The organism is Streptomyces sp. CNH189 (genome assembly GCF_000527195.1).
In genome coordinates this window covers 517,670-532,752 of the sequence record NZ_AZUS01000001.1, presented here as the reverse complement: position 1 = coordinate 532,752, position 15,083 = coordinate 517,670, and the positions used below count along the sequence as shown (strand labels likewise).

12 protein-coding genes are annotated in these 15,083 nt (G+C 73.9%); 5 read left to right on the top strand and 7 right to left on the bottom strand.

Annotation, left to right across the window (positions count from 1 at the left end; all coding sequences use genetic code 11):
* The first annotated feature begins 35 nt into the window (after positions 1 to 35).
* Positions 36 to 866 carry an ATP-grasp domain-containing protein gene (locus B100_RS0102385; RefSeq protein WP_486585579.1) on the top strand — a complete coding sequence of 277 codons (831 nt, stop codon included), beginning with the start codon at positions 36 to 38 and terminating at the stop codon, positions 864 to 866.
* Here the strand turns inward: B100_RS0102385 and B100_RS0102380 are convergent.
* Positions 844 to 1,467, bottom strand: a complete 624-nt coding sequence (locus tag B100_RS0102380; RefSeq protein WP_024882877.1) for a hypothetical protein — start codon at positions 1,465 to 1,467, stop codon at positions 844 to 846. The genes B100_RS0102385 and B100_RS0102380 overlap by 23 nt on opposite strands.
* A 362-nt stretch (positions 1,468 to 1,829) precedes the next feature.
* Here B100_RS0102380 and B100_RS0102375 point away from each other — a divergent pair, with 362 nt between their 5' ends.
* Positions 1,830 to 2,603, top strand: coding sequence for an IclR family transcriptional regulator (locus tag B100_RS0102375; RefSeq protein ID WP_024882876.1), 774 nt, complete (start codon positions 1,830 to 1,832; stop codon positions 2,601 to 2,603).
* Positions 2,600 to 3,451: an SMP-30/gluconolactonase/LRE family protein gene (locus B100_RS0102370; protein WP_024882875.1), complete on the top strand. Its 852-nt coding sequence runs from the start codon at positions 2,600 to 2,602 to the stop codon at positions 3,449 to 3,451. Before B100_RS0102375 ends, B100_RS0102370 begins: the two co-directional genes overlap by 4 nt.
* 12 nt (positions 3,452 to 3,463) lie before the next feature.
* Here the strand turns inward: B100_RS0102370 and B100_RS0102365 are convergent, their stop codons facing one another.
* The 3 genes from B100_RS0102365 to B100_RS0102355 all read right to left on the bottom strand — a co-directional run bounded on the left by B100_RS0102365 (position 3,464) and on the right by B100_RS0102355 (position 6,853).
* On the bottom strand, positions 3,464 to 4,855 hold the full coding sequence (locus B100_RS0102365) for an FAD-dependent monooxygenase (protein ID WP_024882874.1): 1,392 nt from the start codon (positions 4,853 to 4,855) through the stop codon (positions 3,464 to 3,466).
* 133 nt (positions 4,856 to 4,988) lie between these two features.
* Entirely contained in the window at positions 4,989 to 6,257 is a 1,269-nt protein-coding gene (locus B100_RS0102360; RefSeq protein ID WP_024882873.1) for an MAB_1171c family putative transporter, read from the bottom strand.
* On the bottom strand, positions 6,254 to 6,853 hold the full coding sequence (locus B100_RS0102355; protein ID WP_024882872.1) for a hypothetical protein: 600 nt from the start codon (positions 6,851 to 6,853) through the stop codon (positions 6,254 to 6,256). The genes B100_RS0102360 and B100_RS0102355 overlap by 4 nt, the downstream gene beginning before the upstream one ends.
* 407 nt (positions 6,854 to 7,260) lie before the next feature.
* Between B100_RS0102355 and arfA the strand changes: the two genes are divergently transcribed.
* Positions 7,261 to 8,766, top strand: a complete 1,506-nt coding sequence (gene arfA, locus B100_RS0102350; RefSeq protein WP_024882871.1) for an arabinosylfuranosidase ArfA — start codon at positions 7,261 to 7,263, stop codon at positions 8,764 to 8,766.
* A 17-nt stretch (positions 8,767 to 8,783) separates the two neighbouring features.
* Here the strand turns inward: arfA and B100_RS0102345 are convergent, their stop codons facing one another.
* The gene (locus tag B100_RS0102345) at positions 8,784 to 11,627 is read right to left on the bottom strand and encodes a beta-galactosidase (protein ID WP_024882870.1); all 2,844 of its coding nucleotides are present in this window, start codon (positions 11,625 to 11,627) and stop codon (positions 8,784 to 8,786) included.
* 354 nt (positions 11,628 to 11,981) lie between these two features.
* Here B100_RS0102345 and B100_RS0102340 point away from each other — a divergent pair, with 354 nt between their 5' ends.
* Complete coding sequence (locus B100_RS0102340; RefSeq protein ID WP_024882869.1) at positions 11,982 to 12,629, top strand: DUF4360 domain-containing protein; 648 nt, start codon at positions 11,982 to 11,984, stop codon at positions 12,627 to 12,629.
* An 85-nt stretch (positions 12,630 to 12,714) separates the two neighbouring features.
* On the opposite strand, the gene B100_RS0102335 is transcribed toward B100_RS0102340, so the two are convergent.
* Together B100_RS0102335 and B100_RS0102330 are read right to left on the bottom strand one after the other, a co-directional pair.
* Positions 12,715 to 13,926, bottom strand: coding sequence for a helix-turn-helix domain-containing protein (locus B100_RS0102335; protein WP_024882868.1), 1,212 nt, complete (start codon positions 13,924 to 13,926; stop codon positions 12,715 to 12,717).
* A 212-nt stretch (positions 13,927 to 14,138) separates the two neighbouring features.
* Positions 14,139 to 15,080 carry a hypothetical protein gene (locus B100_RS0102330; RefSeq protein ID WP_024882867.1) on the bottom strand — a complete coding sequence of 314 codons (942 nt, stop codon included), beginning with the start codon at positions 15,078 to 15,080 and terminating at the stop codon, positions 14,139 to 14,141.
* Positions 15,081 to 15,083 lie beyond the last annotated feature (3 nt).

Genomic DNA, 15,083 nt, shown 5'->3' with positions numbered 1-15,083 from the left:
GGGTTGCGTTGGTTACCTGTGCGGGTGGCGCCGATGTGGCCGAGGACCGGGACCTGCCGGGGCTCGTGGGGGCGTTGGACGCGGCCGGGGTCGAGGCGTCCGCGGAGGTGTGGGACGACGCCGCCGTCGACTGGGGGCGGTTCGACCTCGCCGTCATCCGGTCCACCTGGGACTACAGCTGGCGCGCGGCGGAGTTCACCGCGTGGGCCGAACGCTGCGGCAAGCTGACCCGGCTGGCCAACCCGGCGGACGTGGTGCGGTGGAACACCGACAAGCGCTACCTCGCCGACCTCGCCGCGGCCGGTGTGCCCGTGGTGGAGACGCGGTATCTGGCGCCGGGGGACGACGTCGACCTGCCGGACGGCCACGAGTTCGTGGTGAAGCCCGCCTCCGGGGCCGGTGCGCGGTTCGCCGCCCGGTACACGCCCCGCGAGCGCGACACGGCCGTGGCGCATGTGCGGCACATGCACGCCGAAGGGTTCACCGCGATGGTGCAGCCGTACGTGCGGGCCATCGACACCGGCGGGGAGCGGGCGCTGCAGTTCTTCGGCGGGACGCTGCTGCACGCCAGCCGGAAGGGCCCCGTGCTCGCCCCCGGTACGCCCTACGACCAGCGCAAGGTGGCCCACCCGGGGCTGACGGACTGGACGCCGACCGAGGCCGAGACCGCCGTCGCCGAGAGCGCCCTGGCCGCCGTGCCCGGCGCGCCGGACCTGCTCTACGCGCGCGTCGATCTGGTGGACGGTGACGACGGGCTGCCCCGGGTGATGGAGCTGGAACTGGTCGAGCCGAACCTGTTCCTGTGGCTGCACCCGGAGTCGGTGCCCGTGGTCGTGGAGCGGATCATCGAGGCGGCCGGCCGCTGACGGCCGTGCGCTGGAGCAGGCCCCAGGTGAACTCGGCGACCACCTCCTGACGGGCGCCCGCCGCATCGGGGGCCGTGAAGGCCAGACCCCAGCGGGTGGGCGCCGAGCCCTCGAGCGGGCGGGCCGGGGCGAAGGCACGGGCGGCCTCGTCCACCGTGCACGACCAGGGCGTGAGGTCCTCCAGCGTGCGCAGCACGGGGGCCGGTGCGCCCGGCGCGCGGACCAGCCACTCGTTCCACACCGTGCCCCCGCCCGCCGGGGTCAGCACCTCGAAGCGCAGGTCCGGCCAGAGCGGGACCGGCCAGTGCCATGCCTCGCAGTCCAGGTCGCCGACCCGGCGCGGGGTGCGTGACTCCGGCTCGCCGAGTACGGAACGGTAGCGGGACAGCGCCGGGCGGGGGCGGGGTGAGCGGACCATCGCCTGCCAGCGGCGGTTGGCCTGGCGCATGTCGGCGAGGGAGGCGCCCAGGCGACGCCGGGCGTCCTCCACCGGGCCGGGGTTGTGGTCGGCCATGCGGCGGAGCAGTACCAGTTGGAAGTGGAGGGGGGTGAACGGTTCAGGTGGGCGTTGTCCGGTGGGCACGGGTTCATCGTCGCCCATCGGCGGCTCTCCGGGAGTTGTGTGTGGGGGGCTGTGCGGGTGCGGGTGCGGGTGCGGGTGCGTGGGGGTTGGGTGCGCAGTTCCCCGCGCCCCTTTGGGGAGCCTGTGGTGCGGGTGGTGTCTCGGGTGCGGGGCCGCTGTGGCTGGTCGCGCAGTTCCCCGCGCCCCTTTGGGGCGGCCGTGGTGTGGGTGGTGGTTGTGGGTGCGGGGGCGCTGTGGCTGGGTGCGCAGTTCCCCGCGCCTCTTCAAGGGGCGCGGGTGTGGGGGCTGTAGCCCATTGCCTGGCTGGATGGGCTGTGGCTAGCCTGTGTTCGTCATGCCGATCGTGTGTTGGTATATCGAACGCTAGGAGGGGGCCGGTCGTGGGACGACTCGTACCAGCCGTGACCCGGGCTCTCGACATCCTCGAGCTCTTCCTCGACGGGGACGGCACGCTCTCCGCCCCCGACATCGTGCGGAAGCTGCAACTGCCCCGCACCACCGTCCACGAGCTGGTCACCACGCTCGCGGCACGTAAGTACATCGTCCCGGTGGCCGGTCAGCCGGGCCGCTACCGGCTGGGCGTCCGGCCGTACCAGCTGGGTGCCCGCTACGCCGAGCACCTGGACCTGGCCGCCGAGGGCCAGCAGGTCGCCCGGTCCGTCGCCGAGACCTGCGACGAGACCGTGCACGTGGCGATCCTGGAGCACACCGACGTCATCTACATCGCCAAGGTCGACTCCACGCACGCGGTGCGGATGGTGTCGGCGGCCGGCCGCCGGCTCCCCGCGCACTGCACGTCCGTCGGCAAGATGCTGCTGGCCTCCCTCCCCGAGCCGGAACTGGCCGCGCGCTTCCCCGACGACGCGGAGCTGGCCGCGATGACCCCGAACAGCATCACCGACCCGGCCGTCCTGCGCGAGAGACTCGCGGAGATCCGCGGCCGGGGCGTGGCGGTGGAGAGCCGGGAGTCCAACCCGGACGTCTCCTGCGTCGCCGCGCCCGTGCGCGACCGCACCGGACAGGTGGTCGCCGCGCTGTCCATTTCCGTACCGATGATCCGCTGGAGCGACGACCGCCTGGGCGAGCTGGAGCAGCTCGCCGTCAAGGGCGCCGCCGAACTCTCCGAGCGCCTTGGCCACAGGAGCATGGCATGACACTCGCGTTCGACGTCGCGGTCCGCGCGGAGGCGGAACTGGGCGAGGGCCCCACCTGGGACCCGGCCACCGGCCGGCTGCTGTGGATCGACATCCTGGGCTCCCGGCTGCACACCTACGACCCCGCCACCGGCCGGCGCACCGTGCGCCGCACCGAGCAGCACGTGGGCGCGGTCAAGCCCCGCGCGGGCGGCGGCCTGGTGCTGAACCTGCGGGACGGCATCGGCCTGCTCGACCCCGACGGCTCCTTCCGCTGGCTGCACCGCGAACCGGTCCCCGGCCGCCGGGGCAACGACGCCGCCGTCGCCCCCGACGGCAGCCTCTTCGCGGGCACCATGCGCTACGACGAGGCGACCGGCGGCGGCACCCTGTCCCGGGTGACGGGCGACGGCACGGTCACCGTCCTGCTCGACGACGCGACCGTGAGCAACGGCACCGGCTGGGGCCCCGACGGCCGGCTGATGTACTACATCGACACCCCCACCCGGCGCGTCGACGTGTTCGACGCCGGCGAGGACGGCACGGTCTCCGGCCGCCGCCCGCTCGCCGTGATCGAGGAGGGCGCCGGCTACCCCGACGGCCTCACCGTCGACGCCGACGGCTGTGTGTGGGTGGCCCTGTGGGACGGGGCGGCGGTGCGCCGCTACACCCCGTCCGGCGAGCTGGACCGGGTGATCGAGCTGCCCGTCCCGCGCGTCACGGCCTGCGCCTTCGGCGGCCCCGCGCTGACCGACCTCTACATCACCACGGCCCGCGTGGGCCTGACCGCCCCGCACCCGCTCGCCGGGTCCCTGCTGGTGGTGCCGGGTGCGGGCAAGGGCGTGGCCCAGCCCGCCTTCGCCGGCTGAGCCGGCCGGACCTCAGGTCAGGCCGGCCGCCTTGCGTTCCTCCGCCGTCAGCGGCGGGGCCGTCAGGGCGGGCTTCAGCGGCCCCGCCAGTGCCGCCATCAGCACGGACGGGGCCAGCAGCACCCCCGCGCCCCGCTCCAGCGAGGTCACGTCGGTGACCCGCCGCGCGATGCGCCCGTTCCCGGTGGCCGTGTACATCAGCCGGCCGACGTACGCGGCCAGCCACCGGTCCCGCGCGGACGGGGCGCCGTGGGTCGGGCCCGGGTAGAACACGTCCTGGCCCAGGGCGAGGTCCCAGGCCGCGCCCACCGGCCGGGCCACCGCACGCTGTGCGCGGCGGGCCAGTCCCGGCGTCCCCCACCCGTGCCGGCGCACCGCCGCGCGCAGCGCCGCCGCGCCGCGCGCGGCCACCGCCATGCCGTGGCCGTAGACGGGGTTGAGCGCGGTGAGCGCGTCCCCGACCACCACCAGGTTCTCCGGCCACTCCTTCATCCGCTCGTAGAAGAAGCGGCGGTTGCCGGTGGCCCGGGTGAGGGACACCTCCGTCCGCGGGACCGCCGCGCCGAGCAGGTGGGCTATCACCGGGTGGCGCAGCTCCTCGCGGGCGTACCGCTCGAAGTCGTCTGCCTGGGAGGTGGGTTCGCCGCCCCGGGTACCGAAGAGGGTGACCAGCCAGTGCCCGTCCTCCACGGGCAGCAGTACCCCGCCGCGGCCCGGCCCGCCGGTGCGCGGGTCCTGCTGCACGTTGACGACCGGGAAGCCGTTCCGGGCCCCCTCCGGGGCGCGGTAGAGGCGGCTCGCGTACACCAGCCCGGTGTCGACGTCCCGGCGCTCGACAGCGGGCAGACCGGCGTCGGTCAGCCACCGGGCGGTGCGGGAGGCGCGGCCGGTGGCGTCGACCACCAGATCGGCCCGCAGCGTGCGTTCGGCGCCGTCGTGCGCGCGGACCCGGACACCGGTGACGGCGGCGCGGGTGCCGTCGAGCGCGAGGATCTCGGTCCGGTCGAGCAGTTCGACCCGTTCGTCGCCGAGCACCTCCGCCCGTACGGTCGCCTCCAGCAGGTCCCTGGTGCACAGCAGCATGAAGTGGGACTCGTCCCAGCGCCGGTACCAGCCGTGCGGTGACAGCACCACGGTGTTCGCGGTGACCGGCTGGCGGTGGGCGCCCGCCGCCAGCAGCCGCCCGGTGGTGCCCGGGACCAGTTCCTCCAGGGCGCGCGCCCCGCCCGACCACAGCTGGTGCGCGTGCCGGGCCTGCGGGACGCCGCGCCGGGGCTCGGGACCCGAGGGCAGCGCGTCGCGCTCCACCACGGTGACCCGGGCGAACGGGGCCAGGGCCCGCGCGGCGAGCAGTCCGGCGAAGGATCCGCCGAGCACGACGGCGGTGGCGGGACGTCCGCTCATGGACGGGCGTCTTCTCTCTGGGACGGCGGGCACGCTCTTCGTTCTCCTGACCTGTCGTCGGTTCTCACGGGGATCTCACGGGGATCTGTTCCTCCGGTGCGCGCCCGTCCTCGGCGCCGGGCGGGCGCGGCGGTCACCGGGCCGGTTCCCCGCGCCCGGCGGACGTGCCGCGCGGGACGCCCTCGGGGGCGTCCGGCGCGAGGGCGGCGGCACGCGCGCGGACCGCCTCGACGGTGTGGGGGCGGCGCAGCTCCCGGGAGACGGCACCGATCTCCCGCAGCAGGTCGGTGGTGTCGGAGTCCTGCGCGCCCTCGCCGTCCGGCGAACGGCGCCTGCACTCGACGGCCTCCAGGATCGCCACCGCGTTCGCCAGCGCCCCGGCCCGCTCCGGCGGGAACCCGAGGCCGCGCGCCGCCTCGCGTGTGCGGCCGCGTCGTTCCTCGTCGATGTGCCGGGCCAGGGACAGCAGTTCGTCGCGGATGAAGGTCTCCCGGCGGATCAGCCGCAGCTCCGGGGTGGCGCGCAGCAGGAACGGCACGCTCCTGCCGTTGGCCGAGCGCATCAGCTCGTACAGCGGCCGCAGCCGGTGGTGGGCGAGCCGGACGCGCCAGCGCTCGTGCAGGTACTGGCCGGCGTGCGGGAGGATGAAGCCCACCGCGATCAGGATGGCCGACAGGCAGGCGACGGGCGGCGCCAGGTCGGTGCTGAGCCAGTCCAGGTCGTTCCCGGTCCAGCGGGCGCCCACGGCGGTGAGTTTGGCGGCGTCGAAGACCAGGTTCAGCGCGTAGCCGACGCCCAGGCACTTCAGGCCCCAGCGCAGCCAGGCGTCCAGTCCCGCGGTCTGTACCCAGTTCCACAGCAGCCGGCACGTGATCAGGACGGCGACGGTGTGCGCGAGCAGGTAGAGCAGGATCTGCTCGCGCATGAACGGCGTGGTGGCGTAGTACGTGTCCAGGTCCCGCAGCCGCTCCTCGGACGCGTCCGCGAGGAAGAACAGCACCCACAGGGCGACGATCACCCCGGAGTAGAGGGAGACCACCCAGCGCATCGCCCGCCGGGTGGCGGCGGAGCGGTCCGACAGCCCGTTGCGCCAGGCGATGATCAGCAGCAGGCAGGAGGCGCAGAACGCGGTGAGCAGGGAGTAGCACCACGGCGCCGAGATGTTCGGCACCCCCGTGAGGCGGTTGACCCGGGCGATGGTCGTGGGCGCCACGAAGACGAAGACCGTGCAGGCGAGCAGGAGCAGTCCGCCCACCGCGCGCAGCAGCGGGTCCCGCCACAGACGGACGATGGTGGGCAGCTTGATGATGAGGGCCGCGGTGAGGACGCCCGTGGGGATCCAGAAGGAGATGTAGAGGTCGTCGAGGACGTCCGCGGGGGTGAGGGCGAGCGGGGCGGTCACCGGCGCGTGCCTTTCCCGCCGCGGTAGCCCAGGGCCCGCTGGACGAGGCCGCCGCCGTCGCCGGTGCCCCGGTCGTCCAGGAGGGGGCGTACGGCGGCGGCCATCCGGTGCCCGAACTCGTCGGCCTCGGCCTCGTCGGCCTCGCGTGAGCCGTGGCGCGCGGCCATCACCAGCGCGGTGTCCCAGTCCGGTGCGTCACCCGCCAGGACCCGCCGCGCCCCGGCGGGGGCGTGCTGCCGGTGTCCGGCGTGCATGTGCCACAACTCGTGCCCGAGGATGACCAGTTGCTGCATGGCTTCCGCCCGTTCCTCCACGATGACCAGGTCGAAGTCCTGGAACTCCACCCACAGGCCGGTCACTTCGATCTCGTCCGGGAAGCGTTCGAAGCGCAGGACCACGGGCCGCCCGCCGCGCCGCGCGGTCATCTCCTCGCACAGTCCCCGGCAGGCCGCCCGCACGTCCGTGGGCGGCCGGGGCCGTGCGCGCAGCGCCGCGGAGAGATCGCGGGCCAGGCGGCGCAGGGCGGCGCGGGTGCGGGAGCGCCGCAGCGTGGAGGCGAGCCGTACGGCCCGCGTCCGTGCGCCCGCGCCATCCATCTGGTCCCCTCGCCCGTGCGACCGCCGCACGTCAGGCCGTTCGAGAGTACGCGGCCGGAAGTGCCCGCGTCACGCGATCCGGTGACCGCCGGGCGGCCGGGGACGGCCGTGCGGGGTGCGCGGCCGGGCGAGTTCCGTCCGAGGCATTGACGCGGCACCACCCGACACCTACGGTCCCGTTCGAAGTTACGGGCGTCATTCGAGATACCGAACAGTCGTACACCTCCGACGGGCATGGCACGCGAGCAGATGGGGCAGGGAATGGGACGGCCTGGCCTGACCGCGGGCAACTCCTCGCCAGGTTCCGGGGGTTGGGTCGCGGGGAGCTTCGGCTTCGCGGCGCCCGGTACCGGAGCCGACGCCCGGTGACGCGCCCGCAGCAGGACCCGACCCGTCGAAAGGACACGATGCGCACCGCCCGCTTCACCCTGGACCCCGCCTTCACCGTCGGCCCGGTCGACCCCCGCCTGTTCGGCTCCTTCGTCGAACACCTCGGCCGGTGCGTCTACACCGGCGTCTTCGAACCGGGTCACCCCACCGCCGACGCCGACGGCATCCGCGGCGACGTCCTGGACCTGGTCCGCGAGCTCGGCGTCACCGCCGTCCGCTATCCCGGCGGCAACTTCGTCTCCGGCTACCGCTGGGAGGACTCCGTCGGCCCCGTGGAGGACCGCCCGCGCCGGCTGGACCTGGCGTGGCGCTCCACCGAGACCAACCGCTTCGGCCTGTCCGAGTACATCGCGTTCCTGCGGAAGGTCGGCCCGCAGGCCGAGCCGATGATGGCGGTCAACCTCGGCACCCGGGGCGTCGCCGAGGCCCTCCAGCTCCAGGAGTACGCCAACCACCCCGGCGGCACCGCCCTGTCCGACCTGCGCGCGGAGCACGGCGACAAGGACCCCTTCGGCATCCGGCTGTGGTGCCTGGGCAACGAGATGGACGGCCCCTGGCAGACCGGCCACAAGACCGCCGAGGAGTACGGCCGCATCGCCGCCGAGACCGCCCGTGCCATGCGTCAGATCGACCCCGGCGTGCAGCTCGTCGCCTGCGGCTCCTCCGGCCGGTCCATGGCGACCTTCGCCGAGTGGGAGGCGACCGTCCTGCGGGAGACGTACGACCTGGTCGACCACATCTCCCTGCACGCCTACTACGAGCCGCTCGACGGGGACGTGGACTCCTTCCTCGCCTCCGCCGTCGACATGGAGACCTTCATCGAGGACGTGGTCGCCACCTGCGACCACGTCGGGGCCCGCCTGAAGTCCCGGAAGAAGATCAACCTCTCGTTCGACGAGTGGAACGTCTGGTACATGTCCCGCACCGAGGAGCAGGTCGGCGCCCTGGACTGGCCCGAGGCGCCGCGCCTGCTGGAGGACAACTACAGCGTCACGGACGCCGTCGTCCTCGGCTCGCTGCTGATCGCGCTGCTCCGGCACGCCGACCGGGTCGCCGTCGCCTGTCTCGCCCAGCTGGTCAACGTGATCGCCCCGATCATGACCGAGCCCGGCGGCCCGGCCTGGCGGCAGACGACGTTCTTCCCGTTCGCCCAGGCCTCGAAGTACGGCCGCGGCGAGGTCCTCGACGTGCGCGTGGACTCACCGACGTACGACACGAAGAAGTACGGGGAGGCGGATCTGCTGCACGCGACCGCCGTGCGCGGCGAGGACGGCTCGGTCACCGTGTTCGCCGTCAACCGCTCGCGCACCGAACCGCTGCCGCTGGACGTCGCGCTGAACGGGCTCGGCCCGACGTCCGTCGTCGAGCACAGCGTGCTCGCGGACGCCGACCCGGACGCGCGCAACACCCTCGCCGAGCCCGGACGGGTGGTGCCGCACGCGGCCGAGGGCACCACCCTGGGCGGCGGGCGGCTGACCGCCGTGCTGGAGCCGCTGTCGTGGAACGTGATCCGGCTGGCGTGAGCCGCCGCCCGGTGGGCTCACCTCCCCGGTGAGTCCACCGGCTCCACCGGGACACCGCCGCGTACCGCGTCCAGCAGCGTCAGCCGGACCGTGTGCGGCCCGGCCGGCGTGGTCCCGTCGGACAGCACCGCCAGCGCCAGGGTGTTGGAGCCGCGGGCCCGCAGGATGCCGTTCGGCAGCACGAAGGTGTGCTGCGGGCCGACGTCGTTGACGTACTGGCCGAGGTTCCAGCCGTTGAGGAAGATCTGCACCCGGTAGGCGCGCTCCGGGTCGTCCTCCAGGGTGAGCCCGACGGACGCGTCCAGGTCGGGTCCGAGCCCGAGCCGGAAGCGGGTGCGGTACCAGGCCACGCCCTGCCGCCGCTCCGCGCGCGGGAGCTCGACCGTCCGCCAGCGGCGGTCGTCGTGGTCCGGCAGATGCCAGCCGCGCCGTTCGCCGTACAGCCCGCCGTTGTTGTACGGCCCGCACACCCGCTCCGGCTCGGCGGCGCCCCTGATGCGCCACTCGACGGCGGGGGTGCCGCCCGTGAACTCGGCGGCGACCAGCCCGCGCGCGGCCTTGTGGGCGTCCTCGCCGGGAGCGGTCCCGGCGTGCTGCATGGGCCGTACGAGCACGGACAGCACATGCTCCCCGGGGGTGCGCAGCGCCTCGGGGACGTCGAGGCGCGCGGTGGCCGTCCAGGTGCCCTGTCCGGCGGTGTCCTCGTCCGGTACCGGCATGCGGTGGGTGCCAAGCGGCCGGCCGTCCAGCCAGGCCATCAGCAGGCCTTGTGTGCCGGTGCTGTACGACAGCGCCACCGACCGGATGCCGGTGGTGTCCTCCGTCCGCCCCCGGTACCAGACGTCGCCGTGGTGGAAGCCGTAGTCGTCCGCGAACAGCACGGGTCCGCCCTCGGGAACGGGTGTGGTGCTGTGGGACGTGGTGCGGTCGGCCACCGTCCACGCGGAGTCGTCGAAGTCCGGGTCGGACTCCGGGTTCTCGGTGCGGAACCGCCAGCCGTCGAGGGCGGGCAGCGCCACCGCGCGCACGGCCGGCATCAGCCCCTCCATCACCCGGCTGCGGGCCCGGCCGACGTAGGTGGGCACCGGCTCGCCGTTCCAGGTGACCTCGGCGATCCCGCGCGGCCCCCACACCTCCACGCCCGTCTCGATGCCGACGTCGCCGGTCAGGTGGAGTGTGGCGTCGCGCAGTTCGGCCGAGCGCAGCAGGGCGGGGCCGTAGACCAGCAGCGGCCCGGCCGGGGTCTCGTACGGCCACAGGCGCAGCGCGGTCTCGTCGTCGGCGAACAGCAGCACGAGGGGGGTCTCGGAGTCGCCGTCCTTGACCAGCACCCGGCTCAGGCCGCCCACCCCGAGCGGTACGACCACGTTCAGCCGGCCCCGTTCGTAGGCCCAGGCCGGTTCGGTGTCCGCGCGGTCGACGCCCGGCTGCCGCTCGCAGTCCAGCGCCAGCTGGGCGCTCTCCCCGTGCCGGCCGACGAACACGGCCACGTCCTGCCGCCCGGTGGAGATGCTGAGCATCGGCTGGGCGGTGGTCCAGGCGAGTGTGCGGTGGCCGAGGCGCAGGCCGGTGGCGAGCAGCTTGGCGTCCCCGGCGGCCACGGTGACCGGCACCTCGATGCCGGTGCCGGGCAGCGGGGCGCGGACCTCCTCGTCGGTGTCGTTGTGCACCACGTACACCCGCGCGCCGGTGTCGGGGTTGGCGAGGTGGCGCACCGTCAGCCGGCCGTCCGCCGCCCGCCGCGGGCCGTCCCCGGCCTCCTCCAGCCGGGCTAGGTCCGGCACGGTCCGCACCAGGTGCCCGAGCTGCTGGACGGCGGCCATGTTCGGCGCCGGCAGGCGCCCCTCGTCGAGCACCGCCCCGTGGTCGTACGAGGTGTACACGCCCGGCCCGGGCAGCCAGCCCCACGACGTCCCGCCGAACCCCATGCCGGTGTGGTGCACGGTGACCCGGCCGGCGAGGGCGGTGAGGCGGCGCCGCCGCTCCTGCACGGCGTCGTGGACCTCGCGCACCCGGGCGTACCCCTCGCCGCCGGAGGGCGCCCCGCCCCACGGGTCGGCCGCACCGCCGCCCGCCCCGGCGGAGAAGCCGGCCGTGCGGGGCCCGGAGCCGCGGTCGCCGAACCAGCCCTCGCCGTCGAGCACCGGCACGTCGATGCGGTCGGCGCGCACCTTCGCGTACAGGCGGGACCGGTGGGCGCGCGCGGCCGGGTCGTCGGCGGGTACCGGGCTCCCGTCCTCGAGCCGGTACAGCAGCACGGTGCCGCCGCCCGCGGTGAACAGGTGGCGGACAGCGATCGCGTCGACCGCGCCGAGCCACTCCTCCGCGTGCCGCAGGTACTCGGGGTCGTCGGTGCGCGCGGTCCCCGCGGCGGCCGTCAGCCAGCCGGGGAGGCCGCCGGCGTCCAGGTCCGCGCCGAGGTAGGGGCCGGGCCGCAGCACCACGTACAGCCGCTCCTCGGCGGCCGTGGACAGGAAGCGGTTCAGGTCGCGCACCCCGGTGAAGTCGTGCACGCCGGGCGCGGGGGAGTGGAGGTTCCAGGGCACGGGCACGTCGACCGCGTTGAAGCCGTGGGCGCGCAGCTTCTGCAGCACGTCCCGCCACAGCGACGGGCTCGGCAGCCGGAAGGGGTGCATCTCGGCGGACCACAGCACCAGGCGCCGGTCGTCGACCAGCAGGGAGTGCCGGTCGAAGGCGACGCGGTGGCGTCCGCCGTCGGCGGCCGGCGGCGGGGGCGGCGGTCCGGTCGGCACGACGCGCGGCCCCTGCGGGCCGGTCGCCGCCCCGCCGCTGCCGGCCAGCGCGAGGCCGAGCGCGGCCGTGCCGGTCAGGGCGGTGAAGGTGCGCCTGCTGAGCTCCAAGGGAGCGCCTCCTGGTCTGTGCCACAAGCGGTGCTGGGCCATTGTCCACGAACCGGAGCGCTCGCCGTTCACACGGCGGGCCCGGTACGCCCGCCTGTGCACCGGTGATTTACGGACCGGAGTGAATGGCCTGAGTTCGCCCTGTCCCCCGGGCTCCGCGCGTCCCTACGATGCGAGCGCTCCCGGTCTTCACCGCTCCTTCATGTCTCCTTCACGAAGCCGGGAGTGCGTGTGCCCGTCGGCTTGGCGTGTACATGACGCTTCAATCATCGCACAGCACCCCGCACAGAACCCCGCACAGCACCTCGTACGGCACCCCGTACGACACCACCCCCCACCGAAGGACGGAGAACCATGGCTGGTGGCCTGCTTCTCGGCGTGGCGGCGGCCGCGCTGCTCGGCGCCGCGTTACCCGCGCACAACCCGGCGACCGGATTCGACGACCCCCCGCCGGACAAGATCGTCATCAAAGTCGCCACGGTGAACGGGTCGGGATGTCCCGCCGGTACCGCGGCCGTCGCCGTCTCGGCCGACAACACCGCGTTCACCGTGACCTACAGCGACTACCTCGCCCAGGCGGGCGGGAACTCCGACCCCACGGCCGGCCGCAGGAACTGCCAGCTCAGCCTGCTGGTCCACGTACCGGCCGGCTTCACCTACGCCATCGCCAGCGCCGACTACCGGGGCTTCGCCGCGCTCCAGCCCGGCGCCCGGGCCACCCAGCGGGCCTCGTACTACTTCCAGGGGTCGCCCAACACGGAGTACCGCAGCCACCCCTACGCGGGTCCGTACGACGACAACTGGCAGGCCACGGACGAGACCGACTGGGCGCAGCTCGTCTACGCGCCCTGCGGCGTGCAGCGGAACTTCAACATCAACACCGAGCTGAGAGTCACCGCCGGGACAGACCCGCGGAAGGTCAGCTACATGACCATGGACTCCACGGACGGGGACATCAACACGGTGTACCACCTCGCGTGGAAGGAGTGCCCGGCGAAGTGACCGGACGGCGGGGGCGGGCGGACGCCCGCCCCCGCCGTGTCACACGCGGCGTGCGATCCGCGGTCCCGCCGCGACGGCGACGACGTCACCGCGCGCCGTCGCGGCCGCGCAGGTGGCGCGAACGCAGGGCCACCTCGAGGGCGAAGCGGTGGTCGGGGTCGGCGAGCCGGTCGCCCAGGTAGGTGTCCAGCGTCCGCAGCCGGTAGCGCACGGTCTGGGCGTGCACCCCCAGCATCTCGCCGACCTGTTCGGCCGGGGCGCGGGTGGACACGTGCAGCCGGAGGGTCTCGACCAGGCGGTCGCGCCGCTTGGCGGTCAGCCCGTCGAGCGGCGCCAGCTCACGGGCGGCGAGACGGTCGACCAGGGCGGGGTCGGACAGCAGCCACAGGGTCGTCAGATGGTCCTCGCAGCGGACCAGCGGAGCGTCGGCCACGACGCCGTCGTCGACGAGCTGGAGCACGCGGCGTGCCCAGCGGACGGAGTCCGCCGCCTGGGCGACCGGTACGGTCAGGCCCACCGCGGCGCGGGTACCGGACAGGGCGGTGCGGATCATCTCGAGACGTTCGGGGGTGAGTTCTCCCGGCACCAGCAGATGCGGCTGGGGGATGTCGAAGTCGGCGAGGACATCGCTGTCGAGTCCTGCCTGGATGTGCTCGGGAACCGGGGGACGCAGGGCGACGAGGAAGCACGTCCGGGGCAGTTCCCAGGCCGCGGACGCGCACAGTTCGGAAATGGTCGTCTGGGGGAGCGGGGAGGCGGCCAGGAGCAGGTGTAACAGCTGTCTTCGTAACGCGGACACCTCGGAGGCCGCCCTGTCCCGCACCTCCGTGTACCCCTCCCGGGTGACGGCCTCCAGCTCCTCGACGTAGGCGAACAGGGCGTCGGCGAAGGCGAGGACCAGGGAGGGGGAGAGGCTGTGCTGCCGTCCCAGGGTCTTGGCCCGGCGCAGCGCGATGCGCGCGCCGAGCCGGTAGGCGCCCTGCAGCACCTCCAGGTCACGGCCCTCGTATGCCTCGACCCGGCCGAACCTGCGCAGGAGGTCGTCCCGCAGCTCCGAGCTGGTGCCGGGGTCGGCCACCCGGTCCACGAAGGCGGTGAGCGCTTGCTCGACCCCCTGGCGGATGGCGTGCCCGTCGGGGCCGTTGAGCAGCCTGCCGTACACCGGGAAGGCGCGGGTGACCTCGGTCCGTATCTCGTTCAGCAGTCCCGGCAGCAGCGGCCGCATGAAGGCGGCGAACTGCCGGGGGAGCGGGTCGAGCGGCTCGCCGAGCACCGAAGGACGTGCGATTGAGGGCATGACTGATCCCTTGCTGGCCGACCTGTCCGGCAGGACGGCCCGACCGGGTTACGCCCCGCGGGACGAAGCCCGGTCGGGCCGCCACGTGCACCGGTCTGAAAAGCTGACGGTAAGTCAACTTAATTGTCTTGTACACCTCTTGGGCAGCAACCGCTTCACAGTGGCCGGTGTCGACCCCCGGGAGACGTGGGAAAGGGCCGGTCGGCCGGGTGTCACCGGACGGCGGAGTGCCAGTTTTCCGCCAGGACCTCGCCGGCCCGCGGAGCGGCGGTGCCGGGGGCGTTGAGGCCGGTGAGGTAGGTCCGCGTGTCGTTGAGGGTCAGGCTGTTGTTCCCGGCGGCGGAGGGCAGCCCGGTCTTGGCGTTGACCGCGGCGTTGATGAGACCGACGTTCAGTCCGCAGCCGGTGGCGCCGGGGACCGCGAAGGTGCTGTCGTTCTGGGTGGCGCCGGTGAGGTCGATACGGCTCATCTCACCGGCCGGGTCGGTGGTGCCGTTCCCCTGGAAGAAGGTCATGCCGAAGTCCGGGTAGTTCCGGTTCTCGGGCAGCAGCACGATCGGGTTGGCGGCCGTGCCGATGTAGCACTTGCTGCCGAGCAGCGGGTTCTCCAGGTGGATGCGGACCGGCAGGGCGACGATGGGCATGTCGGTCAGGACGCCGGCCGTCTGGTTGAAGTCGTAGGGCGCGCCGACCGACTCCATGGTCGCGGTGATCTTGTTGAGGCTGGAGTTCTCCAGCGACTCGCACAGGCCCGTGATCACGGGTATGGCGCTCGGGCACATCAGGCCGAGCAGCCCGCCGGGCACGGTGGCGGGCTCGGCGATCAGCGCGCCGCCGGGCGGGGCCACCACACTGCTGGTGCCGTCCGCGTTCTGCACGATGCCGATCTGCAGGTTCGTCTTCCCGGTGACGACGGTGGTGTCGCCCAGCTTGATGGAGCCGCCGGAGGAGGTGGACACCACGCACTGCGGGGTCTTCTCGAAGCCGTCGGCGGCCAGCATCGCCGGCGCGTCCACGGGACAGCGGGTGAAGGGCGCCCACTCGCCGTTCAGCGCGGGATCGGCCGCGGTCGCCGTGGAGAGGGAGGCGAAGGCGCCGAGCGCGGTGAGCGCGGAGACGGTGGCGAGTCTGGTGCGGGGGGTGAACGCGTGCATGGT